Annotated in this window: 25 protein-coding genes and 1 pseudogene; 13 read left to right on the forward strand and 13 right to left on the reverse strand. The window is 68.3% G+C overall.

Annotation, left to right across the window (positions count from 1 at the left end; genetic code table 11):
- The first annotated feature begins 160 nt into the window (after positions 1–160).
- Complete coding sequence (locus AB0I89_RS22150; RefSeq protein ID WP_357129746.1) at positions 161–892, forward strand: haloacid dehalogenase-like hydrolase; 732 nt, start codon at positions 161–163, stop codon at positions 890–892.
- Between the two features lie 37 nt (positions 893–929).
- Here the strand turns inward: AB0I89_RS22150 and AB0I89_RS22155 are convergent, their stop codons facing one another.
- The 10 genes and pseudogenes from AB0I89_RS22155 to AB0I89_RS22200 form a co-directional block, all read right to left on the reverse strand.
- Positions 930–1,394 carry a DUF296 domain-containing protein gene (locus AB0I89_RS22155; protein ID WP_357129749.1) on the reverse strand — a complete coding sequence of 155 codons (465 nt, stop codon included), beginning with the start codon at positions 1,392–1,394 and terminating at the stop codon, positions 930–932.
- A gap of 69 nt (positions 1,395–1,463) precedes the next feature.
- Positions 1,464–1,913, reverse strand: coding sequence for a SitI3 family protein (locus AB0I89_RS22160; protein WP_357129752.1), 450 nt, complete (start codon positions 1,911–1,913; stop codon positions 1,464–1,466).
- Positions 1,914–1,926: 13 nt separating this feature from the next.
- A complete protein-coding gene (locus tag AB0I89_RS22165; protein WP_357129860.1) occupies positions 1,927–2,313 on the reverse strand; it encodes a hypothetical protein in 387 nt (128 codons plus the stop codon).
- Between the two features lie 209 nt (positions 2,314–2,522).
- Positions 2,523–3,050 (reverse strand): DUF6244 family protein, encoded by a 528-nt coding sequence (locus AB0I89_RS22170; RefSeq protein ID WP_357129754.1) that lies wholly within the window; start codon positions 3,048–3,050, stop codon positions 2,523–2,525.
- A gap of 287 nt (positions 3,051–3,337) precedes the next feature.
- Entirely contained in the window at positions 3,338–4,024 is a 687-nt protein-coding gene (locus AB0I89_RS22175) for a hypothetical protein (RefSeq protein ID WP_357129757.1), read from the reverse strand.
- Positions 4,021–5,217 (reverse strand): NUDIX domain-containing protein, encoded by a 1,197-nt coding sequence (locus AB0I89_RS22180; protein ID WP_357129760.1) that lies wholly within the window; start codon positions 5,215–5,217, stop codon positions 4,021–4,023. The genes AB0I89_RS22175 and AB0I89_RS22180 overlap by 4 nt, the downstream gene beginning before the upstream one ends.
- A complete protein-coding gene (locus AB0I89_RS22185; RefSeq protein WP_357129762.1) occupies positions 5,214–5,777 on the reverse strand; it encodes a hypothetical protein in 564 nt (187 codons plus the stop codon). Before AB0I89_RS22185 ends, AB0I89_RS22180 begins: the two co-directional genes overlap by 4 nt.
- Entirely contained in the window at positions 5,777–6,589 is an 813-nt protein-coding gene (locus tag AB0I89_RS22190; RefSeq protein WP_357129765.1) for a hypothetical protein, read from the reverse strand. The genes AB0I89_RS22185 and AB0I89_RS22190 overlap by 1 nt, the downstream gene beginning before the upstream one ends.
- A gap of 107 nt (positions 6,590–6,696) precedes the next feature.
- A complete protein-coding gene (locus tag AB0I89_RS22195; protein ID WP_357129768.1) occupies positions 6,697–7,500 on the reverse strand; it encodes a class I SAM-dependent methyltransferase in 804 nt (267 codons plus the stop codon).
- Positions 7,497–7,694: pseudogene (locus AB0I89_RS22200) on the reverse strand (SDR family oxidoreductase); the annotation flags it as partial. The pseudogene AB0I89_RS22200 and the gene AB0I89_RS22195, both read right to left, overlap by 4 nt.
- A gap of 282 nt (positions 7,695–7,976) precedes the next feature.
- On the opposite strand from AB0I89_RS22200, the gene AB0I89_RS22205 reads away from it, so the two are divergent.
- Positions 7,977–9,362 carry a helix-turn-helix transcriptional regulator gene (locus AB0I89_RS22205; RefSeq protein ID WP_357129772.1) on the forward strand — a complete coding sequence of 462 codons (1,386 nt, stop codon included), beginning with the start codon at positions 7,977–7,979 and terminating at the stop codon, positions 9,360–9,362.
- Here the strand turns inward: AB0I89_RS22205 and AB0I89_RS22210 are convergent.
- The 3 genes from AB0I89_RS22210 to AB0I89_RS22220 form a co-directional block, all read right to left on the reverse strand.
- Positions 9,342–11,171: a prolyl oligopeptidase family serine peptidase gene (locus AB0I89_RS22210; RefSeq protein WP_357129774.1), complete on the reverse strand. Its 1,830-nt coding sequence runs from the start codon at positions 11,169–11,171 to the stop codon at positions 9,342–9,344. The genes AB0I89_RS22205 and AB0I89_RS22210 overlap by 21 nt on opposite strands.
- 130 nt (positions 11,172–11,301) lie before the next feature.
- Positions 11,302–12,012 (reverse strand): creatininase family protein, encoded by a 711-nt coding sequence (locus AB0I89_RS22215; protein WP_357129778.1) that lies wholly within the window; start codon positions 12,010–12,012, stop codon positions 11,302–11,304.
- 3 nt (positions 12,013–12,015) lie between these two features.
- The gene (locus AB0I89_RS22220; protein ID WP_357129781.1) at positions 12,016–13,248 is read right to left on the reverse strand and encodes a helix-turn-helix transcriptional regulator; all 1,233 of its coding nucleotides are present in this window, start codon (positions 13,246–13,248) and stop codon (positions 12,016–12,018) included.
- Between the two features lie 282 nt (positions 13,249–13,530).
- Between AB0I89_RS22220 and AB0I89_RS22225 the strand changes: the two genes are divergently transcribed.
- From AB0I89_RS22225 to AB0I89_RS22275, 11 genes are all read left to right on the forward strand, one after another.
- Positions 13,531–14,937, forward strand: coding sequence for an APC family permease (locus tag AB0I89_RS22225; protein ID WP_357129784.1), 1,407 nt, complete (start codon positions 13,531–13,533; stop codon positions 14,935–14,937).
- Positions 14,934–15,947, forward strand: a complete 1,014-nt coding sequence (locus tag AB0I89_RS22230) for an acetamidase/formamidase family protein (protein WP_357129787.1) — start codon at positions 14,934–14,936, stop codon at positions 15,945–15,947. The genes AB0I89_RS22225 and AB0I89_RS22230 overlap by 4 nt, the downstream gene beginning before the upstream one ends.
- Before the next feature lie 11 nt (positions 15,948–15,958).
- Positions 15,959–16,645, forward strand: coding sequence for a GPP34 family phosphoprotein (locus AB0I89_RS22235; RefSeq protein WP_357129789.1), 687 nt, complete (start codon positions 15,959–15,961; stop codon positions 16,643–16,645).
- Between the two features lie 51 nt (positions 16,646–16,696).
- Entirely contained in the window at positions 16,697–17,362 is a 666-nt protein-coding gene (locus AB0I89_RS22240) for a GNAT family N-acetyltransferase (protein ID WP_357129792.1), read from the forward strand.
- Between the two features lie 325 nt (positions 17,363–17,687).
- Complete coding sequence (locus AB0I89_RS22245) at positions 17,688–18,239, forward strand: hypothetical protein (protein WP_357129795.1); 552 nt, start codon at positions 17,688–17,690, stop codon at positions 18,237–18,239.
- A gap of 266 nt (positions 18,240–18,505) precedes the next feature.
- Positions 18,506–19,279 (forward strand): hypothetical protein, encoded by a 774-nt coding sequence (locus AB0I89_RS22250; RefSeq protein ID WP_357129798.1) that lies wholly within the window; start codon positions 18,506–18,508, stop codon positions 19,277–19,279.
- 53 nt (positions 19,280–19,332) lie between these two features.
- Complete coding sequence (locus AB0I89_RS22255) at positions 19,333–20,436, forward strand: hypothetical protein (protein WP_357129801.1); 1,104 nt, start codon at positions 19,333–19,335, stop codon at positions 20,434–20,436.
- A 2-nt stretch (positions 20,437–20,438) separates the two neighbouring features.
- Positions 20,439–20,702, forward strand: a complete 264-nt coding sequence (locus tag AB0I89_RS22260) for a hypothetical protein (RefSeq protein WP_357129804.1) — start codon at positions 20,439–20,441, stop codon at positions 20,700–20,702.
- 248 nt (positions 20,703–20,950) lie between these two features.
- Positions 20,951–21,466, forward strand: a complete 516-nt coding sequence (locus AB0I89_RS22265; protein WP_357129807.1) for an HIT family protein — start codon at positions 20,951–20,953, stop codon at positions 21,464–21,466.
- Entirely contained in the window at positions 21,463–22,287 is an 825-nt protein-coding gene (locus tag AB0I89_RS22270) for a phytanoyl-CoA dioxygenase family protein (protein ID WP_357129810.1), read from the forward strand. Before AB0I89_RS22265 ends, AB0I89_RS22270 begins: the two co-directional genes overlap by 4 nt.
- Complete coding sequence (locus AB0I89_RS22275; RefSeq protein ID WP_357129813.1) at positions 22,287–23,234, forward strand: hypothetical protein; 948 nt, start codon at positions 22,287–22,289, stop codon at positions 23,232–23,234. Before AB0I89_RS22270 ends, AB0I89_RS22275 begins: the two co-directional genes overlap by 1 nt.
- Positions 23,235–23,240: the final 6 nt, after the last annotated feature.

Below are 23,240 nucleotides of genomic sequence, written 5' to 3' on the forward strand. Positions count from 1 at the left end.
CGCGGGCACCGAGATCGGCCTCCGATTCATCGTGGGTCAGACGCCATGCCCGGTAGGCGATCGAGCCGCCGCGCGCAACCCCGAATGAGGACCACCGACGCTCGGCAGCCAGTTCGGTACCGTCATCGGCCTCACTCGCCCATCGTGCGACGATGGTTCTGTGAACCACCGCAGCGCCGGCTTGGTGATCTGGGACGTTGACGGGACTCTCATCCCCGCGGACTTGCGCTGGCTGACGCGCGCCATCGCTCGCGCGTACGGTCTCGCGCAGTCCGCGGTTAACTTTCCTGACAAGAAGGTGCATGGCTATACGGACGAGTCGATCGCCGTCGACACGGCGATCGCTTCGGGCGTCGACCCGTCAGATGCGGAGGCGGGCATACCCGCCTTCCGTCAGGCCATCGCCGCGGTCATGCAAGAGGGCCGGCAGGAGTTCGCTGAGGTCCAGCCGCCGTATCCAGGTGCTGCGGCGAGCATCGCGGAGTTGCACGACCGAGGCTTCATCCAGACCGTGCTGACCGGCAATCTGCGTTCGGCCGCCGAGGTGAAGCTGCACGTGGCGGGCTTGGATGAGTTTCTTGATCTCCGCATCGGCGGGTTCGGTTCAGACGAGCGCGATCGCTTTCAGCTTCCGGCAGTCGTCGCCCGACGCTACTCCGCGATCTACGGTGATCAGCTCGATCCTGCGCGCGTCATCGTCATCGGGGATGCGCCCAACGATATCGCCTGCGCGCGCCATGCCGACTTTCATGTCGCCGTTGTCGCTCACCGAATTGGACGGCAAGAGTTGACTGCCTACGAACCTGACCTGGTGCTCGACAGTCTTGAACCAATGATGGTGATGGCCGCCGTCAGTTCGCTGTTGAGCTCGGATGGGTCGTCGACTGCTTAGCCGCTCATCTGCTCTTCAGGTTCGAGCATAACCAGCGTCAGTTGTCGCCGATCCGCAACAGCGGCACGTCGTAGAGGCTCGCCTCGGGGATACGACGCATGACGGGCGCAGTGACCTCGATAATCAGCATCTCGGTCAGGAACTGGACCGTAGCGGCGAGCAGGTGACTGGTGTGGCCGGTCGCGCTGTGCTCCTTGAGTCCGACGCTGACGTGGATGTGCGGCGAGATCCGGTCGTGGGCCTCGTCGTAGGCGATGGTGCCGCCGCCGAGCGCTTCGACGTTGGTCAGGTGCACCCGGTCCCAGACCGGGGCTTGGGGGTCGTCCAGACGCTGGCAGGTGCCGACGATCTCGACCGTGCTGAACCCGGCGATGAAGACTGGGATGTAGCCGTGCCGGATGCCGTTGGTGCGGCAGGCGTCGGCGAGGGCGGTGAAGAAGTCCTCGCCATGATCGAAGGTGACGCCGATCATCCGTCCGGGCGTGAGGTCGTGGCTGCGCATACTGAGGCACTTCCGGTCGGGTTGGTCGGGGGAGTGGCTGTGGTGGGTCCAGCCGGGGACGCACGCCCGTCAGAGGTGAAGAATCCTGTCGTAGTCTTCGTCGTACCAGCCGTCGGTATTGTGCTTCTGGATGGTCCCCGCGACGCGGGTCAGCATGAGCACGTCGCCGTTGAGGGTCAGGGCCGCGTCTTCAGCTCTGCCGGCGAGGATCGCGGCCACGGTCGCCAGCATGTGGGGCTTGCCCTTGTCGACCAGGGTGTCCTTGCGCATGTAGAAGCTGACGTCGACGTAGGTCTCCGGCTCCCACTGCCACAGAGCACCACCGTCGTCCTCGGCGCTGTAGTAGCCGTGCCGGCCGCCGGTGATGTCCACGACGTACCCGTGCTCGTCGTTCAGGTCGGCACTGAGCATCGTGCCGCCGGACGCCGTGGACGTCTCGACCGCTCCGGGAGCAGCAAGCTCCGCTACCTGTTTGAGTGGGATGTTGCCCGCCAGCGTCAGCCGGTACTCGACAGCCATTTGCACCCCTTCATCAGTCTCGCCGGATGATCTGAATGATCGCACCGTCGCGCGTTACCGCTGCCAGTTCCTTCAGCCCTGTGATGGGCCAGTCGTGGAACTGCTTTTGCAGGGCGGCGAGGTCGCCCCGCCAGTCGTGGAGGTTCAACATGACGCGTTGGGTCTGCTCCGTGTCGACCTTCCTGGACACCGCGCTCCAGACGGCGCGGGCCGGCACGGGAGCAGTGGGCGCGTAGCAGTCGAAGACATGCCCCTCGATGAGGAAGTCGGGTGCCTTTTCCGGCCTCCCAGAATCCCCGGTCTCGCGTCGCGCGTCCGCGACCTCCTGCCTCGTGGGGTTCTGGTGAACCCGGTACCCCTTGCCGGCGACCCTGTCGGCACACTCGTCCTCCAACTCCAGGGCACGGCGCTCCCGTGGCTTCTCGTTCGCGGAGATCCGGGTTCGGCGTCCGGTAGGCGACCCGCCGACGACGCCGGTGGGACGCCTGGTCCACGGGTTTGACGCGTCAGTCTCTGTGAAGACAGTTCCGCCCAGGGTGGGGGTCGTCGGGGATGGGCTGCCGGTGGTAGCAGGGGCGGGGCTGGCCGGTGGATGACCGCCAGCCCCCGTCAGTTTCCCGACGACCCCAACTGCCGGGCCTGCGCGATCGCCCCTTCGATGGCCTGCCGGGCCCCGCCGGTGCGCTGAACGACCAGCACCAGGACCTGCTTGATGGCCTCCAGAGCCTGCAACAGCGGCCCGGGCTGCCCACCCTGCAGGACCACGGCGACGAGCTGCTGCGCCTCACCGACTCCGGTGATGGCCGCGGCCGCCGCCTCACGAGCAGCGTCCACGGCGCTCAGCACAGGCGCCAGCCCGGCGATCGTCTCCTGCGGGGTGGCCTCGTTCGGCACCGCCGCGGTCGCCTTCGTCGCATCACCGATCGACCCGGCAAGACTTCCCAGGCCGCCCTGGATGCCCGTGATCGCGTTACGCACCCGAGCCACACCCGCCGCCACGGCGACGAAGCCCGCGCCCGCGGCCCGCAACGCCACCTCCTGCGCCTGACTGTCGGCGGCGGCTGCCAACCCCTGCGCGCGTTCGACCCCGGTCATCAACGCGCGGAGTTCACCGGTGATCTTCTCGATGTGCGACACGTGGCCGGCATCCCCAATCGATGACAGTAGAAGTGCTCGACAGCTGAAACTACCTGGCGTTCCTAGGGGCCTACCGCCCCGTGTCAGCCCGTCGCCGGTATCGGTCTCGACGAGGTCGAGGAGGCGGTGGGCCGCGTTGATCGCGGGCGCAGGACCTCGGCGGCGGTTTGGTCGACGCGTTCGTCGAGGATCTGCCGCAGCGTGACGATCTCGACGCCGAATGGAAAACCCAAGTGTCGAGTGATGGCGGCACGGCGCGGTCGATCACAGCGGGCCTTGCGCTGGCTTCATGTCCGCCAGTCCCGTCTGTTTGCGGACACTCCTGCTCCTACGTCGGCGCGGCCGTTCCTGGGACTCGGGAGGCGGAGAGACTCGAGGATCGCCGCGCAGTTGGATTCGGTCGACATGGAAATGTCAAGTCGCTGCGTTGGCAGGCCCGGCCAGTCGCCGAAGGTATGCATCTCTGTGGCCAATGCTTGCAAATACCCCAGGTATCCGGGCGTCACGGTCTGAGACGATGTGAGGCGCGGAAGGGCCGTCCGGAGCGCTTCCACGCCGTCCCCAAGTTCGATCGCCACGCACGGGTGGACGTCGGTGAGCGCTCGGACCGAGGTGGCCAGACGTTCCCGAAGTGGTTCGATTGCCGTGCGTCGTTCGTAAGCGTGGGCGCGGGCGGATGCGTAGACGGTCTTCGGTCCGCGATCAACCAGGTGCACGTGGTCTTGTGCGACGCTCAGGTCGCGGAGGTCGTCGAGGCGATCAATCATTGCAGTGATGAGCGCTTCTGCGACGTCCAGACCAGTGGTACTGACGACCCAGGAGGCGAACTGTTCCGCTGCGGCGATCGTGGGGAGATAACGCCACAGTGGGCTGGAGACGACTGCTTCGGCGCCGCTGCGGTTCAGGGCGGCGGCAAGGTGTCCGATGAGAGTGGTCTTCCCGCTGCCGTCGATCCCGTCGACGAAAATGATCATAGGGATGCCGATTCTTCGAGCATGCTCCTCACGGCCACGAGCGCACCTGGCACCCGTACAGCGAGCCGATCGGCCTGTGCTGCGTCGTCTGCGCCTGCACGGCGGTAGGCGTCGTAGTCTTCAAGGAGCGATCTGAGTTCGGTGCCCGGCCAGTCGCGCAGCGCCTCGATCACCTCGGGAAGCCGCAGGCCGACCTCTGGCGCTCGATGCGCGACAAGCAGCCGACCGGCGCTCGACAGCACCGACAACACCCGGCGTGCGGTGTCCTCGCGCTCCGATTCTGTGTGGTGGCTGGCGGCCAGACGGGCGACGGCAAACTCGTGCAGTACGCCAACATCACCAGCGAGATCGGTCAGTTCTGAGGTGGCGGCCGGCGTAGGGGCGGTGGCACCTGCGATCACGGCGGTGTCGAGCCCTACACGACGCAGCACCTCCCGCATCTTCATGTCGTAGAGCGGACCGAGGCGACGGGCGTCGCCCCCGTGGCTGTCGGCGAGGTGCAGCGACGCTCGAGAACCGTGGCGTCGGGCCGCTTCACTGACGATCTCGTGGAGCGACGTGGCGGCGGACGAGGTGGGGGGCAGGTTCCAAGCGATGAAGTCGACGTCGCTCCAGCCCTCGATGAAGTCTCCTCGTGCGGCCGATCCGCACAGCCCCACCCCGGCATCCGGATGCCCGGCGATGACGGCCTCGGCCTCTGCCGCCACCTGGTTGACCAGGTAACTGAGCTTTCGGCTGAACGGCAGGGGATTAGCGGCACGCCAGGTGATGACGGCAAGGGCGCGATCCAGCACCTGCTGGAACTGGGGATGGCTGGCGGCCTGCCGGGCGGCGGGAGCCTCGAGCCAGCGGGCCTGGACGAAGCCTTCGTCCCGGGCCGGCGTTGTGGTGGTGGTGGACGTCGAGAAGAGGAACCAGTCGACGATCTTCGCCGCTGGCGTGCCGTCGTTGTCGGTGAACGTGTAAGCCTCCTGCCCGAGATACGCGCTGTAGTGCGTGTCGGTGAGGCCGGCTTCCTCGGCCACCTCCCTCTTGGCTGCGAGGAGTGGTGCCTCGCCTGGCTCCAGTCGGCCTTTCGGCGCGACGGTCTGTCGTTCACCGGTCTTTCGGACCTGATCGAGGAGCAGGACTTGTGGAGAGCTGAGGTCGTCGGTCGCGACGACGGCACCGGCGGAGGCGTATCGACGAGTCATGGCTGGATGCCTCCTGAGGATGTCTGCATGGTCTGGAACGCGTCCCGGAGACGAGCCCTGAAGGTGATGATGTTGGCAGTGTTGTCGATCCAGTGATCGGCAATCGCGCGCCAGGCCGGAAGCTGTTCGTGGACGCGTTTCCGCTCGTCTTTGCGTCGGATGATGCGTCGGGCCTCGTCGGCGGTCAGCCCTCGGGCCCGCGCGAGGCGTCTGACGCGGACGAGTTCTGGTGCGGTGATGAAGATGATCGAGCATGGTGCTGGCCACGTTCGCTTCACAGTCACAGCCAAAGCGGCATCGATGAAGCTCTCGACTGCCAAGGGGGCCTCGCCGCGGTCGGTTAGTGCGAGGAGTTTCGCGACGAACTCGTCGTACCCGAAGCCTTCCCGCGTCTCCACGCCCTCGTGGTAGGCCTGCCGGCCTGAGCTGAGTTGCACGAGGACTGTCCTGATCTTGACGCGGCGGGAGCCGAGGGCGGCCAGGTACTCGCCTGCGCTCGACTTTCCGGCCTCGCTGGTGCCGGCGAGGAGGAGCATCGGTGGTGCGGCCGGCTGCCGCATCACGAATCTCCTCTTGTCCGACGGATCACCGCGGCAACACTGGTGGGCAAATCGTCTGGCTTGCCGATGCCGACGCGGATGACCGGTACAGCGGCAAGTGCGTCGAGTGCCTTCTCCCCGAAGTTGAATGCGGGAAGACTGCGGTTGATGGTGACCTCGTCAGCCGATGAGAAGATCGAGACGTGGTCAAGAGTCGGGTCGCGTAGCTTCGCCTCGTGGTCGGTCACCGCCGCGCGCAGCAGATCCCGGGCTGCGGGAGTAGGCGTCTCGCGCAGTTCGCCCGCCGCGAGGCCCTGATCCGGAATGACGATGAGGCTCAGCGGCAGCGGGCGGTGTCCGGTCGTGGTGGGGGTGGGAAGATCCACCGCGTAGAGGAGCCGTTCGGCGGTGTGAGGTGCCAGCAGCGGCGCCATGTCGGCGCGTACGTGCCAGGGCAGGGTGGGCATCGGTACCACGCAGGGCTGACGGCAGGGGAATGCGGTGAAGGCGAACTCGTCGACCAGGAGGCTGCCTCCGTGAGCGGCGACGCCCAGCGCGAGTGATGTCTTGCCCTGCCCGCGTCCGCCGTCGAGCACCGCTATGGCCGACCGTCCGTCGTCTATGGTCACCGCACTCCCGTGCAGGAGCGTCAGCTCGCCGTCCCCCATGACGGCCAACGAGCGTGCCGCGGCCTGGAGCACTCCGATCTCCAACGTGGGTGGATCGCCAGCCAGCTCTGGGGCCAGTTCCAGGAGGACCTCACCTCTACTGACGTCGACGGTCAGCCGGGTTCGGTGCCCGTCACGTACCTGCATGACCTGCCCGGCAGGCATGGTCGGCAGTTCCGTGTCAGCGAGTCGGGCGACGAACCGCCGCAGGCAGCGTGGTGCCGACTCAGCGATCCGGATCTCCAGCGCGTGGTCGCCGACTCTCAACAAGCTCATGACCGCTCCCCGGGCTTGCGGAGGACGAGCCACATCGAGTACCGGCGGTGTCTGCCGCGTACCGGGGGCGCGGGGGCCGACAGGACACCCTCCTCCGATGTCACAGTCGCGTACTGCCGGATCCCGCATGTCGCCGCGAGGAGGTACAGCTCGTGGGCGGTGGTGAGGTGGGCGTAGCCGGGTGCCGCTCCGCTGGTCTTGTTGGCGAGGTAGATGATGTCGCGCGCTGGCAGGGGCCGCGAGCCGGTGCGGCGCTGCCCCCGCCATCGCGCGGCGCGGGCGGCCAGGTCCAGCAGATTGGCGATACGGACAAGCCCGAGCCGGCCGGCGTAGTACCAGTTGAACGTCTCCACCAGGACGGTGCCTCCCGGGGCGCACACCCGCCACATCTCGTGCAGGGTCTCCACACGTTCGGCCTCGGTTGCCAGCGCGTTGAAGGAGAATCGGAGGCACCACACCTGGTCGAAAGTGTCCGTTGGTAGTGGCAGGGCGTTCATGCTGCCGTGCACGAAGGTGCCGTTCGGGCACGCGGCCCGGGCAACGGCCAGGGCCGCCTCGTTGATGTCGACGCCGACGATGTCGCCGCCCAATGCGGTTATCGCTTGGGCGACGCGACCGGCACCGCATCCCACATCGAGGATTCGCGCCCCCACGCCGAGCCGGTGGTAGAGCGCCTCCTCGCAGGGGCGCAGCCTTGCGTTGTTGTAGAACGACGTCTCGCCCGCGTAGTGGACCTGGTTCAGGGCGCGGATCATGGCTGCGTAATCGATCTCGGTGATGCCGCCGTGGGTAGTCGTCATCGCAGTCCCAGTCCTCCGTGGACCTGCAGCGTGCTGCCGGTGGTGTACGACGCCTTCGGTGAGAGCAGGAACATGATCGTGTCCGCCACCTCTTCCGGTTCACCGCAGCGCCCGAGGAGGCAGCGGTGACCGGCGGCCTGGTCGGGGGTCATCTGGGTGACGATCGCAGTTGGCACGAGCATGTTGACGCGGACTTCGTGCTCCACTGGCACCTCCCAGGGTCGTGGAGAACCAGGGCGGATCTGACGAGTGGTCGCGCCCCGTTCTCCTCACACTCGCCCTCAAAGTTGCCGTCGTGAATGCCGAGCATGCGGACGAAGGCATTGTCCGCATGCGGCGCGCCTTCTGGGTCGACGGTCATGTAGCGCAGTCCCCGGCGATCCTGGTTGCGCCGCGCTGAACACTGGGTGACCCTATGTGCGCGATGTCCACGCTGCTCAATGCCATCGGCGACGCACAGCCCGAAAGGCGGTGTCATGGGCCAGACCCCGCGAGCGCTCCAGCCATCCCTGTCCGAGCGCCACTTCTTCGGCGCCGAACTGCGCCGACTGCGCGAGCGCGCCAACCTCTCGCAGGCGCGGCTCGGAACCATGATCCGCTTTAGTGCCGATCTCGTGCGTCGGGTGGAAACGGCCGACCGGTTTCCCTCCCGCGAGTTCGTCGAGGCCTGCGACAAGGCGCTGGTGACCGGCGGCTCCCTGATGCGCCTGCTACCGCTGCTCGGCAGTAACCGGACCAGCGACGGCAAGCCGAGCACCCCCTCACCGGCCGGCGGCGGCCTCAGCAGCGCGCTGTCCAATCGCCCGACAGGAACGTTGGGGCTGGTTGAGATGGTCGCTCGGGTTCCGTTCCAACCCGGCGTCCTGGACAGCGCCGCCCTTGACTGGCTGAACGCTGCGGCGGGACCCCGGCCGCCCGTGGCCGGACGACTCGGCTCGCCTGACCATGTTGACGAAGAGGATCTTCATTCGGCGGAGACCGCTCTGGCGATGTTCCGGCAGTTGGACCACACCCACGGCGCCGGACGAGTCCACGCGCAGGTGCAGCGGTACGTCGAGGGCGAGCTGAACCGGCTGTTGGCGAATACCCCCACCTCTGACGCTGTTGGTCGCCATCTCTACACGCTGGCGGCGGGATTCTTCGAGCTCTGCGGGTACCAGGCGGTTGACACTGGCGCCCACGGCCTCGCCCAGCGCCGTTACCTTCGCGCTCTGCGTCTGACGGAAGCTGCCGAGGACCGCCCGTACGGCAGCTACCTGCTCGCCGTGAACATCGGTCACCTCGCGCTGCACTGCGGGCACCCCGAGCCGGCACGCAGGATGGCGCTGACGGCGGTGAGAGGGAGCGAGACCCAGGCGACTCCCGCTGTGGCAGCCGCACTGCACGCGGTGGTGGCACGCACGCACGCCCGCCTCGGACGCGAACGCGATTGCCTGACCCACTTCGACATCGCGGAGAAGCAACTGGCCCGTAGCAAGCCCGAGGACGAGCCTCCGTGGATCCGGTACTTCGACGCGGCGTACCTCGCCGACGAGATCGCCCACTGCTTCCACGACCTGGGCCGACCGCAGCACACCCAGCAGCACCTGGGCGAGGCCCTCACCGCGCTGAGTCCCACCCATGTCCGGCGACTCGCCATCGACACCGCGCTCCTGGCCTCGTCGCTGGCCGCCGCCGGCCGCATCGACGAAGCCTGCGCCGCCGCACGCGAGGCAGTCGACTACGCCGCACGAACCACCTCACACCGCTGCCTGCAGCGCATCGTCGAGGTACAGGTCGACCTCGAGCCCTATCGGTGTGAGCCCGAGGTCCGCGAGTTCGGCGAGTACGTGCGTCACCGACTACCGCTGGCGGCTGTGTAACCCCTGTCGATCGTTGGCTGCATCCGCCATCACCGAGCGGTAGTGAGCCAACTCCGCCTCCAGCGCCGCGCCCGCTCGACGGGACGACGCCACATAGTGGCCGACATCAGCAAGAAGCAGCACCTCGGGCGCCATGCCGCGAGAGGTTAGCTCCTCGGCGAGTTCGCGCACATCTTCGACCACGGCCACCTCGTCGGCGGTGCCGTGAATGAGCAGCACTGGCCGTTGGACATCGGCGGCTCGGACCCGACCGGCGCCACCTCGTAGCCGCACCGCGTGCGCGCGCTGGAACCGGGGCACCGTCTTCGCCCACCGCTCGGGATCCACGATCGCCGACACGGCGGTGGCGGCGGTGAACGGGCCGTCCTGGGCCACCGCGTGCAACGCCGTGTATCCGCCGGCGCTGGCACCACGGATGAACACCTGCCCTGGCACCGCCTGCCCCGCCGACAACAGGTGCACCGCCACCGCCGCGCAGTCATCGACATCGTCCAGACCCCACCGGCCGTACAGCGATTCCCGGAACACCCGGCCGTACCCGGTGCTACCCAGATAGTCGACATCCACGACGGCGAACCCGCGACTGGTGAAGAACTGCGCCTGCCAGTCCAGGCGCAGCAGGCAGGAGGCGGTAGGCCCAGGATGGGCCCGCACGATCACCGGTGCCCGCCAGTCCGCAGCCGCGCTCGTCGGCGGATATACCAGGGCAAGCACCTCCCGACCATTGGCCACTGGAACGCGAAGCTCGGTCGGCGCCGATACTCGCGCCCCGTCGAGTCCGGCGTGCTCCGACCTGGCAAGCACCTCCACCTGGGGATCGGCGTCAGCCAGGTCGATCAGCGCGACCTGCGGGGCCGCGGTCGGCGATGATCCGATCAACGCCACCGTCGTCCCTTGCACGGCCAGGTACGGCTTGATCGACGTGTACGGGAGGCCGATCGGGCGGATAGTGCCGTCGGGCTCGATGATGACGAGGCGGTGTCGCGGCCCCTCCTGCACCGCCACGACGATCCGACCGTCGTCGAGGAAGCCGTAAGACGCGTAACCCAGCTCCCATGGCTCCGCGGCGCACTCGCCCGCGATCGGCGCCACCGCCTCCACCTTGAGCCCGTTCCACCGGTAGAGGTTCCACCAGCCATTGCGGTCCGACACGAAGTACAACGCCCCGTCGGGTCCCCACCGCGGCTCCACCGCAGACTCATCAGGGCCCCCGGCGAGCCTCACTGGGTCCTCGACCCCACCGTGCGGTGAGTAGGCGGCGGCCCACACCTCACACGCGTCCCAGGGCATGTCGTGCTCGCTCCACGCGGTCCAGGCCAACGAACCCGGACCCGGCCGAGGCGCGCCGAGAAACCCCCGGGTCGAGACGAGAGTTCGCATCTGCGGATCACCGGTGAGCGACACCGCGACGAGTTGGTCACCCTGCTCCGACTCCCGCACAGCCAGCAACTCACCGTCGCCGATCGTCAGGTCACCGAGGGATCCATGGCTGACCAATTCGAGTTCGTCGCCGTGACGGCGGCTCCGGTAGAGGCCATCTCGGCCGACGCACCACAACGTCTCCTCGGCGACAGCGAACGATCCGCCTCCGTACGCGTGAACGCCGCTGGCGACATCGAAGCCCTTCGGACTGATGTCACGTTTGCCCTCGCCGGGCCGCCACCGTGTCACCGTCGTGCCCCCGCCGGCGTCGGGGTGAGTCTCCAGCCAGTACAGGCCGTCATCACCGGTACGCAGCTGGTCATAACTCACTGAGGCGCGGACGGCGTCGTCCACCGACACTTCAGCGATCCTGTCGCCCAGCCTCACAGGTCCTCCTCGGACAACTTCCACGCGGGCCGGACGACGGCGGGCTCGTCAACCGCGTCCGCCCGAGCGCTCTCCCAGGGGCAATGTCGATGCGAACGAAAGCCTCGTCCAGCATCATTCCTGATCCTGCCTAGGGTCTCGGCAGGAGGCCGTAGTGGTCGGCGAATGAGCGAACAAGGTCTTCGAGTACGGCTTTGCCCTTGGCCGCGGTGGCGTGGGACGGCAGACCAATGACGCCGCTGGTGGTGTAGCCACTCATGCCCCGCGTGAGGAGGTGACGTCGGTCGTCCGCTAGGTGGTCGGCATGCTGGAAGCCATCACGTACCACTTCCGGCGCAACGTGCAGAAGCAGCGAAACTTCGAGCTCGCCAGCGTGCATGTCCTGGTGGGCTGTGCTGTGCAGGCCGGCGGCAACGCGAGCGTCGTCCCAGTCGGCCCGAGCGGGGAACAGAGTCATCCTCGGTCCGGCGACGTTGGCTTCCTGAACGATGTTGGCAAGGGCGTAGTTCCCGCCGTGTCCGTTGATCACGGCGAGCCGATCGACGCCCGATTCACGTAGGGAGTCAGCGATGTCACCGACCACGGCGGCGAGGGTGGTGGCGCTGATACTGACCGTTCCACGCCACGCGGCGTGCTCGTGGGAGCAGGAGATCGTCACGGGCGGCAGCAGAAAGAGGCCGTAGCGTTCGGCGACTGCCTTCGCGATCGCACAGGCCACGATGGTGTCCGTCAGCAGCGGGAGATGGGCGCCGTGCTGTTCGAAACTCCCGACTGGGAGGACCGCGACGGACGCTGCTCGTTCGGACTCGTCGGTGCTCGTTGCCGTGGTGATGAGATCCACGGGCTAATGGTTGCACGCTTCGAGGGTCGCCTGCCGATAGGCGAGCACGAAGGTCGCGGCCTCGGGGATGGCTGTCTGCTGGCGCAGGGCCACCGCCGTCGGGTTCAACCAGCGCAGAGCCCGCGCGGAGGAGGTACCAGTGGCCAAGGTCAGGGCGTTGGCGGCCTCCGTCGCCGCGCGCTCGACGTCGCCACTGTTGAGGTAGGCGGTGGACAGGGCCGATCGCCAAAGGGCCTCGTCGACGCGCCACTGAGCTGGCCAGTGGCGCAGGAGTTGCTCGTAGAGATCGGCAGCAGCCGCCGGTTGGCCGAGGAGCAGACGGCATTGCGCTTCGTGGGCAGCCACGTACACCGCGTCGCAGTGGACGCCGACATCGATCGGCAGTTCCGAGCCCCATTCGGCGCTGCCGGCGACCCTGTGCGCCTTGTCGATGCTGGCTGCACAGGCGTTCTGGTCACCTCCCATCGCGTAGGCCTGGGCCTGGCGGATCAGCAGTAGAGCGCGGATACGGCCTGGTAGCCGGACCTCCTCCAGCGCCCGCTGCGCCAAGGCAATGGCATTACGTGGATCGAAGCGTTCGAGGGCGCGTTGGCTCTGCCTCATCAGGACGTAGCTGGCGAGCGCCGGCGCGTTGGCTTCGACGGCCTGCTGCTGGGCGCGTCGCAGCCAGGCGTCAGCCTCGGCGGCGTCGCCCTGCTCGTCGATCCAGCTGAGAAACTCCGCCCACAGTGCCTGCGCGATGAGTATCTCTCGGCGATCGCCTGAACGGCTCCGCCGCCCGACCGCGGCCGCGATGCTGATCTGCGCATGGGCGGTGGACGCCATCCCGGCGTATCCGGTGCGGTTTCCGGCAATGGCCAGACCGGCGAGCTGCTCGTGCCACGAGCGGAGCAGGTAGGGCCTGTCGGGATGATCGATGGAGGCCCGGAGTTGGCCCTCCGCACCGTCGACCAAGCGGTAGCCGACGCTGGTGAGGCGACGCCCACTCTCGAGGTCTGACAGAAAGCGGACCAGCTCACCACCCGTCTGCAGTGCGCCCTCACACGACTCGACGAAGCGGGCGGACGGCCAACGTTCGGCCTTCTCCACCTTGCCGATGAGGTCCCCGCTGACGTGCACCAGCCCGCCCAGAGCGCGCTGGGACAGCCCGCGGCGCTCGCGCCACTGCCGAAGCGCGGCACCGAATCCATGCAGCGCCGATCGGTGCGGGGTCAGCCGTCGTGGAGTTTGCGCCACCGGTACTCCTGAGTGCTGTCTGTCCGTCACTGCTGCAGTTGGAAAGGTCTGACCGTACGTGGTCGAACGCTACGCGGACAGTTGCATGCGGACAACACCGTGTGTCCGCATCAGCGCTATCGACTCATCTGTCTCGGTGAGCAAATCTCGTTGCTGAGATACCTGTCCGCTTGCTGGTCGAAATCATTAGCAGCGGTTCAGGTCCGACGAAGCGGTTGCCTTCGCTGACGAGTCAGCTGCGAGTCGCGAGATTGGCCAGGACGCAGACATTTGAGGAGTGTGATGAGTTTTCAGAATGACCTCTCCCGATATGGATATCGACAGGAACTGAGCCGGCAACTCCGGTTTCGGGACTTGGTCGCGTACGGGCTGGTGTACATGGTGCCGATCGCGCCGATGGCGATCTTCGGCAGCGTGTACGCCGGCTCCGGCGGGATGGTGGCCCTGGCGTACGCGGTCGGTGTGGTGGCGTTGGTGTTCACCGCGTTCTCCTACGCGCAGATGGTGAAGGCGTTCCCGATGTCGGGCAGCGTCTACAACTACGCCGGCCGGGGTATCAGCGCACCGGTCGGGTTCCTGGCCGGCTGGGTGATCCTGCTCGACTACGTTCTCGTGCCGGGTCTGCTGTACCTGGTGGCGTCGGTGGCGATGCACGCCACCGTCCCGGCGGTGCCGGTCTGGTTGTGGCTGCTCGGGTTCGTCGCGGTCAACACGGTCGTCAACTCTGTCGGGATGCGGATGACCGCGATGGTGACCCGGGTGATGCTGGTTGGTGAGTTGGTCGTCCTGGCGGTCTTTCTCGCTGTCGCCGGTTGGGCTCTTGCCTCGGGTAGGGGCAGGTTCAGTTGGGACGCGTTCTACAACTCCGACACGTTCACCTGGTCGCTTGTCGCCGGTGCGGTGTCGATCGCGGTGCTGTCCTTCCTCGGCTTCGACGGCATCTCCATGCTGGCCGAGGAGACCAAGGGCGGTTCCCGGCAGATCGGCCGGGCCATGGCCGCCGTCCTCATCCTGGCCGGGGTGCTGTTCATCGCCCAGACCTGGCTGGCCGCGATGCTCGTCCCCGAGCCGGCCTCGCTGCTCAGCGACGGGGATCCGAACGGCACCGCCTTCTACGACGCCGCGCAGGTGGCTGGCGGAGGCTGGCTGGCGACCCTGTGCGCGGTAGCAACCGCGATCGCGTGGGGGCTGCCGAACTCGATGGTCGCCCAGGTCGCCACGTCCCGGCTGTTGTACGCGATGGCGCGGGACCGGCAACTGCCCGCCTTCTTGGCGAAGGTGTCGATCCGCCGGAACGTGCCGATCAACGCGACCCTGCTCACCGGCGCCGTGTCCCTGGTGCTCGGCCTGTACATGGCCACCCGCGCGGACGGGATCACGCTGCTGTCGTCGCTGATCAACTTCGGGGCGATGGTCGCGTTCCTGGTCCTGCACGTCTCCGTGGTCGTGCACCACCTCATCCGCCAGCGCAGCGGGAACTGGTGGGCGCACCTGGTCATGCCCGGGATCGGGTTCGCGATCCTCGCCTACGTGGTGGTCAACGCGAACATCGCCGCGCAGCGCCTCGGTCTGGCGTGGCTCGCCCTCGGCGTGGTCGTGCTCGCCGGCCTGTACCTGGCTGGCCGCCGGCCCGCGCTGTCGGGTTTGGCGCCCGCGCAGCCGCAGGCCCGCCACGTGGAACGGGTGTGACCGCCATGGACACGATCACGTACCGTCCCGCCCGCGACGAACTCGCCTACACCTTCGGCGGCCGGATGCCGGTGGCCCACGTCCGCTCCGGCGACATCCTGCAGGTGTACACCGAGGATTGCTTTGGCGGCCTCGTCCGCGGGCCGGCGGACCTGCCGTCGCAGGTGTGCCGGATGCCGTACCTGAACCCGGTGTCCGGGCCGTTCTTCGTCGAGGACGCCGAACCCGGCGACACCCTCGCCGTCCACCTCGCCGCCATCACCCCCGCCCGCGACTGGGGCGTCTCCTCGACGTTCCCGCACTTCGGGGCGCTGACCGGTACGTCCCACACCGCCACCCTGCAGCCGCCGCTGCAGGAGCGGGTGTGGGTGTACGACATCGACCGGCAGGCCGGCACGGTCCGCTTCCACGCGACGGCCAGCGACCACTCCATCGACCTGCCGCTTGACCCGATGATCGGCACTATCGGGGTGGCGCCCGGCGGGTTCGAGGCCCGCTCCACGATCGTCCCCGACATCCACGGTGGGAACCTGGATACCGCTGAGCTGCGCGCCGGATCGACCCTGTACCTGGGTGTGAACGTGCACGGGGCGATGCTCGCCCTCGGCGACGGACACGCCCGCCAGGGCGAGGGGGAGGCCTGCGGGGTCGGGGTGGAAATTGCCACGACCACCACCCTGGTTGTCGAGGTCATCAAGGGCGTTCCGGCGGTGTGGCCCCGCTTGGAGACCGATCGGGAGATCATGTCGATCGGTTGCGCCCGGCCATTGGAGGACGCCTACCGGATCGCTCACCGCGACCTCGTCGCCTGGACGAGTCAGCTCACCGAGCTGGACGAAATCGATGCCTACCAGTTGGTGTCGCAGGCAGGCCGGGCACCGATTGGGAACGTCTGCGATCCCAACTACACGGTCCTCGCCGCGGTGGACAAGGGGCTGCTCCCGCAGCCGCAGTCCGTCCACGACGGCGTGCACGCCCGGCTGCGGCAACGGGCCGCCGGGCTGCGGTAGGAGCCCCGCCGATGACCGCGTCGATCCCGCGCCTGCCGCTGCGCGATGACCTGTTCCTGCTCGGGCACGACGACGACACCGGCCAGCTGCATATCCACCGTCAGGCCCTTGCCCTCGGCCTCGCCGGCGCGGTCCTGATCGACCTGTTCCTCGCCGGTCGCGTCGCGTTCGACCCCGGAGAGGGCGACGGCCAGCCGGGCGCAGAGCGGCGGTTGTGGCTGCGCCTGCACGAGCCGGTCGGCGACTTGATCGCCGACAGCGCGCTCTCCTCGATCCGATACGCGCGCCCGGCCCCATCCCTGCGCGGCTGGGTGCGAGGGTTCGCCGACGGCCTGTACGAGCGCACCCGCGCTGGCCTGGTCGCCGGTGGGATCCTGCGCCACCAGCAGCGCCGCCGCTTCGGTGGGCTCGCCCGCACCGACCGCTACCTGCTCCTGGACGTCAAGTGGCCGGTCGTCGCTCGCGCCCGGCTGCACTACATCGCCACCGGCCGCAACCAGCCTGACAACCACACCGCCGCTCTCGCCGGGCTGGTCACGACCCTCGGGCTGCTCAACCATCTCTACCTCGCCGACGACACCACCGTGCTCGCCGCACAGCTACGCACCATCGCCGAACAGCACCACCAGCCGGTACGCGACATCACCGCGACGGTCGACGCCGCAGTGGGGGATCTCGCCACCGCCGCATACCGCTGACCCCGGACACCACCGGCAGCTATCCATCTGCCCGCCGTGCTTGGAGAATCCATGGACGTCATTCCGCGCATCCGTTCTGCCCGATGGGTGGACAAAGGCCCGGTCGCCGCACTTATCGCCGATGCCGTTTACCCCACCGCACTCGCCCAGTGGCTGGTGCCCGACCCGGCCGCGCGCCGCCGCGTCCTGGCTGACGTCGCGGCGATCTGGGTAGAGCACGCCATGTTCCACGGCGACATCCAGATCACTGACGACCTGAGCGCTACCGCCGTCGCCTTTCACCGTTACCGGCCCATCGCGCCACCAGCGAACTACCGGAGCCGCATCGACACCGCCGCCGGCACCCACGCGCAGCGCTTCGACATTCTCGACCAACTGCTCACCAACCAGCGGCCCACCGACCCGCACCACCACCTGGCGATCCTCGCCGTGCGCCCTGACGCCCAGCGGCGTGGCCTCGGCGCGGCGATGCTCACCCACCACGAAGCCCGCCTCGACCGCATCAACCTGCCCGCCTGGACCGAGACCCTTCCCGACACCCAGGACCTGTACCTCCGACACGGATACCTTCCCCGACCGGCGCTCACCCTCCCCGACGGGCCGACGGTGACCTTGATGCACCGCGCCCCACGCCCAGCTCACGAATCGGGGCAACTCAACGCCACCAACCCCACCGCCGTCGCCCCGACGCTCGCGAGGCCCGTCGCCCCCCAGTGAGCCGGATGCCTACGCGGAGGCGACAGCTCAGCCATCACGCCGCGTCTTCGCATCACCGTCGCGCGCTATCGCCTGCCAGTCTCGCTGAGCCGCGCTGGGGCGCACAAGCCGGTCGCCCGCCTATGAAAGGGAAGGGCCGCGGCGACCGACGTGGCCGACGGCGATAGGCCCCCACTGTCGCCGTCGGCCACACCAGCCCTTTCCCCAAGACCGAACATGAATAGGAGCTTGAACGGACATGCCGACGCGGACGCCGAGGCCCCGGGTACTTGAACCGGCGTGCGGGCCACACCACACGCCCGCGCGTAGGGCGATCGACCACGCCGTGGCGCGGCAGACGCTCGGCGACCTCACGGACGCCTACCAATGGGCCGTCTACGCCCGCACGCTCGCCCACCGCGCCACCCCACCTGCCGAACAACTCGATGCGGCGGCGCTGCTGGCACCCCTGGCCGCCGTGAACGGGCACGCCGACCAGGCCGTGGCCGCCTACCGCGACCTGGTCGACCTCGCCACCGCGCACCTCGGCGCCAGCCACGAGCGGACCCTGTACGCCCGCGCAGGCCTGGCCCGGGCACGCCACCGCGTCGGCTGTTGTGACCAGGCGATCCGGGACCTCGCCGACGTCTACACCACCGCCGCGCACCGGCACGGCCCCGACGCACCAGTCAGCCTGACCACGCTCACCGAACTCGCGTTCCTCTACCGCGACTGCGGATGGCCCGACGTTGCCCACCGCTGCCTCGCCGCCGCCACGACCATCGCCAACAGGTACCTGCCCAGCGGCGATCCTCTCCGCGCCCGCATCACCGACACCGCGGGGACGCCCACCAGCTCGAACCATCGCGCCGTCTGCACCCAGGCGAGGTGGCCATGACAAGCATCGACGCCGACCGCCCGAGGTGCCTCCGGCCGGTCAGTGCGACAACGGGACCGCTGGCCGACACCCGGACGCCGGCTTCCCGGTTCGCAGGCGCCCTGCGACCTCGCACGCTGCTTGGCCACACCGCTGTCAAGATCGCGGTTCTGCTGTTGGCCGGTAGTCCGCTGCCGGGCTGTGCCATCCGATCTGCCGGATCAGCCCGTCCCGACGCAGGGCCGTGCACGACACCACGCAACGCGTCCACCGCCCAGCTGCAACAGGTGGTCGATAGCACGCGGATCGCGGGGCCGACCCGGCTGTGGTACCCCCACCCGCCCGCGACACGACTGCATCAGCTGATCGGCCAGGTCTCCGCCAGCAGCTGCGATCTCACGGCGGGCACGTACGACGTGATCCACCTTCGCCTCTGGCGCAGCGACCCAATCATGGTGCGGGACATCATCCGCTGGCGCGCCGATGACCGGTCGGGCGCGCAGCTTCTCACCAGTTACCCCCGCGGGTATGTCGAGGTGACCAAGGACTGGTGGTTACCCGGCGAAATCCTCTTCGTCGAACCGGGTAGTGCGTTCACCGACAGCGGGGCAGTGCGCGACGGGATAAACCGCCGCTATGGCGACATCGCCGAGCCCCAGGCGGTGCTGCGGGGAATTGCCTCGCTCGCCAACTGGTACAGCCCACGGCGCGTCGAACGCGCCACCACGATCGCCGTTCTGCGCGACACCCAGCCGATTACCTACTACTCGCGGGTGATCGACCGTGCCGGTCGCAGCGGCATCGGCATCACCGCCACCGGCAACAACGACCGCGATCTCCTGATCCTGCACCCCAGCACCGGCGAGGTCCTCGCCTACGAATATGCCCGCCGTACGCCCACCGGCTGGCACGTCGAGAACTACTTCCTCTATCTCACCCACACCCACTCGTCTCATCGGTGGTGGGAACCCCCCGGCGCATCGAATGACGAACCGCCGCCACCACCTCTGCATCCGCGCGTCGAACCGAACTGGGACTCGTCGACCCGCCCAGCCGCATGACATCCCACGAACCACCGTCGGGCATACCCACGAGCAGGAAGAAAGAGTGCGCCATGCCGTCGAGGACCCCGCCGCTTGCCTCGTGGACGCCGGCGTTTGTTGCCGATGCGGTGGCCGCGACGTTGAAGCGTGCCGTCGAGCACGGCCTGCCACCGGCGATCAAAGATGTGGCTCGAGAGCGCGGGCTGTCACCGGCCACCATCGACGAATGGGTGGCGCGGGCACGAGCGGTGCCGGCCGCCCCGGTACCGCCAGGGCTGCTGGCCTGCCACAGCTGTGACCATCCGATGATCCTGGTGCAGCTCCCCGGATGCCCACCGGTCTACCTGTGCATGCCGGCCTGCGGCCGGGCACCCGTCTCAGCCCAGGCCTTGCGCGACGCGATCGCTGAGGCGGTGCTGCACCGCGCCCCGCACCTAGTGCCCCCCGGCAAAGTCGATTCTGCTGCCGCGTACGCCCCTGGTGGCCTGCACCGTGTCGCGGTCGGCGCCGATCCCGGCGATCTGCGCATCACGTGGCGGGCCAACCCGCGCCAGCTCGTCGGACCTCGGATGTCCATGGCGCAGCGCCTCACTTACGCTCGTGCCCGCGCTGATCACGGAGATCACGCACGCGCCATCCAGGTCCTGCACACCGGGCTGCTGCTCACCGATCCCACCGACGACATCTGCGCCCTGGACGTCGCCTCCGCGAACGCCGCCGCGTTACTCGCGGAACTCACCCTCGACCACGGTGAGGCCTGCACCGCGCCGCCCTGGGCGGAGTGGGCGTACCGCTCCCTGCGTCGCCTACTTGGTGTCACCTCACCGGAGGCGCATGCCGCCCTCCGGGTCCTCGCCACCGCACACCGCCGGACCGGCAACCTCACCGAAGCCGCGAACTGCTACAGCGACCTCATCCGCCACCACAGCAAGGCCGAAGGCCCCCAGGCGCTGCCCACCCTCGCCGCCCAAGCGACCCTCGCCCTCGTCCTCTACCAGGACGGGCACTGCTTACACGCTCGTCAACTCCTCACCCGGACCGTCACGGTCCACCGCGCCGCGCACCCGGGCCACCGCGACGGCCTGCGCCTGCGTCAAGAACTCGCTCGCATGCGTGCCGGCTGCGTTGACCAAGGCCACGGGCACTCTGCCGGAATCGATGAGTCGGGGCGGTAGAGGTGACGCATCCGGGTGGAGGTGCGGCGGCGGACAACCGGTGCCGTATCTACAGGGCGCTGCTCGCCGATCCGACCCGTGCGTGGACGGTGCGGGAGTTGGCCGCAGCGGTGGACACCGCCCTGGACGGCACGGTTCGCGACACCTTCAACGTGCTGCTGGCCGACGGAATCCTGCGGCAGGTGCCGTACCGGCGTTCCCTGACGGCCGTGCTCACCGATCACGGCTACCAATCCCTGACCCGACTGGTGCGCCGTGCCCCCTAGCGCCGCCCAGGTGCAGCGCCGCCGGAGCGGACGGTGCTCAGACAGCGCACCGCCCGGCCGGGCACGCCGCCGTTCCACAGCGACCACCCCGCCCTGCGAAGCCACCCCTCGATCGTCAGGAGTGTCAATTGAGCATCGCCTCACCAGCCAGCATCGACCCGCAGCATCGGCCCCCTCCTGGCCATGTCGCCACGCCCGGCTGCCCATCCGACTCGCGCACAGCGCCTCCCGAGGAGACCGCGTACGCCATGTCACTGACCTTCGATCCGCAGTGGCTATCTCGATACCCGGCACAAGACTCGATCGGCGACGCGGTGTCCTCCTGCGTGTTCTGCGGCATTGCGTCCGGCGACGTGGAAGCGCACGTCATAGCCGAGACAGCGGACACCCTGTGTTTTCTGGACCATCTCCCGGCGACCTACGGGCACGTCCTCGTTGTTCCCAAGCAGCACTTCCAGGACCTACTCGACATCCCGGAAGTGCCATTCCAGCACGTCATGGCAACCGCGAAGCAGGTGGCGAACGCGTTGCGGGACTCGTGCGGCGCGTCCGGCATCAATCTGGTCCACGCCACCGGTCGGGCCGCCCATCAGACCGTCTTTCACTTCCACGTCCACGTCGTGCCGCGCTACGACGGCGATTCGATCGTCGTCTTCCCTCGGCTGGCCGATCCGGCCCACAAGCACGAGGTCGCACAACGACTGCGCACGGCCCTCAACGCCCCACAGCCGTCCAAGACCAAGGCAGAAGGCAGCCAACCATGATCACTTCACCGATCGACGTCGTCGCCCAGTTCACCGAGCAGGGCTTCGTGCTCCTCAAGCAGGCCGTTCCGGACAGCGTCGTCAGCACGCTGGACGCGGCCGTCCGCAGGCTTACCGATGACCGCGGCCCCGACCTGACGCACAGTTCGTTCAACGCGAACCCGGCCCTGACCCACGTGCGTGACGCCGCGAACCTCATCGCCGAGTACCAGCTGCTCTTCGAGTGCGGCGCCCTGATGTCCGTACCCCATCGGATCCTCAACGGGTCGCTCCAGGTCCTGGGCACTGAGGTGCTGCGGCGAGGGATCTACCAGGAGGCCCACGAGCCGTGGCACCGCGACTCCGGGCCCTACCTGGAGCGTCCGTACGACGAACTCAACGGACCGCTGCACCTCAAGGCCCAGGTGTTCTTCACCGACACACGACCCAGGGACAGCGGCAACCTCGTCCTCATTCCCGGTTCACACCGGTGGCCGGCCAACCACATGGACGACGCTTACTGGAAGGCGGCGAACGACGCCCTCGCCCGGGGCTCGCTTCCCGAAGGCGCCCTGAGCATCCACGCGGAACCAGGCGACGCGGTCGTCTTCGGCAACACCATGTGGCATGCCGTGCTGCCCAACCGGACCCAGGAGCGACGCAGCGCGATCATCCGCTTCGGGCAAGCGTGGCTGCGCCCGTACGACCACACCTGCGACCCCGCCACCGCGGCCGGCCATCTCTCCTCCCAGAGCCGTCGGCTGCTCGGCTACCACGCCAACACGGTCAACCCGGTGGACCTGTACAAGGACACGACGAGCAACGAGAGTTGGGGTGCGTGATGGCGGACTTGCCGCAGGTCGTCACCGTGCTCGGGGCGACCCGGAACTTCTTCAAGGTCGGTCACTACACGCTGCGCCGACTCGCCTCCGACGCGCAGCAGGTGACGCTACGCCTGGCCATTCCCGAAGCCCGGATCGCTGGGCGGGCCGTGCGCGGCATCGAGGTTCAGCTCCGGGACTGGGAGCCGACCCAGCCCGCCTCGCTGGTCGAAGCGCTGGCCGGCACGGAGACCATGCTGATGGTGCCTCCCATCGACCGGCGACTCGACATCGGCGGCATGTACCTGCAGGCGGCGCAGAGGGCCGGTGTGCAGAGGATCGTCTGCCTGGGCATCCAGTTCGCCCCGGAGCAGTGCGCGATGGCCGACGAAGCAGCAGCGCTGGAAGTACTCCTGGAGCAATCCGGGATCGCGTTCGACGTCGTCCAGCTGCCCATGTTCCTGGAGAACATTCTCTACCAGTGCCAGTCGATCGCCGAGACGCGGTCGTTCACCTTCCCCGTCGACGCGGACACCCCGTTCTCCTACATCAGCTGCGACGACGCCGCCGATCTGTTCTGCCGCAAGATCCTGTCTCCCGACTCGGTGGATCTGAGCGGCTCCCTGATGAGCCACCACTCGCAGGCGACCTGTGCCCAGTGGGCCTCGGCCCTGAGCGAGGCATGCGGGCGGCCGATCAGGTTCGTGCGGCAGACAGACGAGCATTTCGTGACGAGCCTGGCCAAGTACGGGATGCGCCGCCCTGCCGCAGCGCAGGTCCTCGGCCTGTGGGGCCGCATCGGCACCGAGGGGGACGCCCCGGCCACCCGGACGGCCGCGCAGCTCCTGGGGCGATCATCCACCGATCTTGAGACCTGGACGACGGCCCATGCCTGCTGCTTCGGCCCCGGGTTCACCTCATGCCCCCACCCGCACCCGCCCACTCAGCACATGTTCGGCCCCGCCTGAGAGGCG

The organism is Micromonospora sp. NPDC049801, from assembly GCF_040656575.1.
Lineage (GTDB): Bacteria > Actinomycetota > Actinomycetes > Mycobacteriales > Micromonosporaceae > Micromonospora.

Excerpts from the sequence above, each read along its gene's own strand:
- AB0I89_RS22225 (WP_357129784.1), top strand. The coding sequence starts at position 13,531 with ATGAGTTTTCAGAATGACCTCTCCCGATATGGATATCGACAGGAACTG.
- AB0I89_RS22275 (WP_357129813.1), top strand. The coding sequence starts at position 22,287 with ATGGCGGACTTGCCGCAGGTCGTCACCGTGCTCGGGGCGACCCGGAAC.
- AB0I89_RS22195 (WP_357129768.1), bottom strand. The coding sequence starts at position 7,500 with ATGACGACTACCCACGGCGGCATCACCGAGATCGATTACGCAGCCATG.
- AB0I89_RS22240 (WP_357129792.1), top strand. The coding sequence starts at position 16,697 with ATGGACGTCATTCCGCGCATCCGTTCTGCCCGATGGGTGGACAAAGGC.
- AB0I89_RS22160 (WP_357129752.1), bottom strand. The coding sequence starts at position 1,913 with ATGGCTGTCGAGTACCGGCTGACGCTGGCGGGCAACATCCCACTCAAA.
- AB0I89_RS22180 (WP_357129760.1), bottom strand. The coding sequence starts at position 5,217 with ATGACTCGTCGATACGCCTCCGCCGGTGCCGTCGTCGCGACCGACGAC.
- AB0I89_RS22235 (WP_357129789.1), top strand. The coding sequence starts at position 15,959 with ATGACCGCGTCGATCCCGCGCCTGCCGCTGCGCGATGACCTGTTCCTG.
- AB0I89_RS22175 (WP_357129757.1), bottom strand. The coding sequence starts at position 4,024 with ATGATCATTTTCGTCGACGGGATCGACGGCAGCGGGAAGACCACTCTC.
- AB0I89_RS22155 (WP_357129749.1), bottom strand. The coding sequence starts at position 1,394 with ATGCGCAGCCACGACCTCACGCCCGGACGGATGATCGGCGTCACCTTC.
- AB0I89_RS22255 (WP_357129801.1), top strand. The coding sequence starts at position 19,333 with ATGCCGTCGAGGACCCCGCCGCTTGCCTCGTGGACGCCGGCGTTTGTT.
- AB0I89_RS22265 (WP_357129807.1), top strand. The coding sequence starts at position 20,951 with ATGTCACTGACCTTCGATCCGCAGTGGCTATCTCGATACCCGGCACAA.
- AB0I89_RS22205 (WP_357129772.1), top strand. The coding sequence starts at position 7,977 with ATGGGCCAGACCCCGCGAGCGCTCCAGCCATCCCTGTCCGAGCGCCAC.
- AB0I89_RS22270 (WP_357129810.1), top strand. The coding sequence starts at position 21,463 with ATGATCACTTCACCGATCGACGTCGTCGCCCAGTTCACCGAGCAGGGC.
- AB0I89_RS22185 (WP_357129762.1), bottom strand. The coding sequence starts at position 5,777 with ATGCGGCAGCCGGCCGCACCACCGATGCTCCTCCTCGCCGGCACCAGC.
- AB0I89_RS22190 (WP_357129765.1), bottom strand. The coding sequence starts at position 6,589 with ATGCCTGCCGGGCAGGTCATGCAGGTACGTGACGGGCACCGAACCCGG.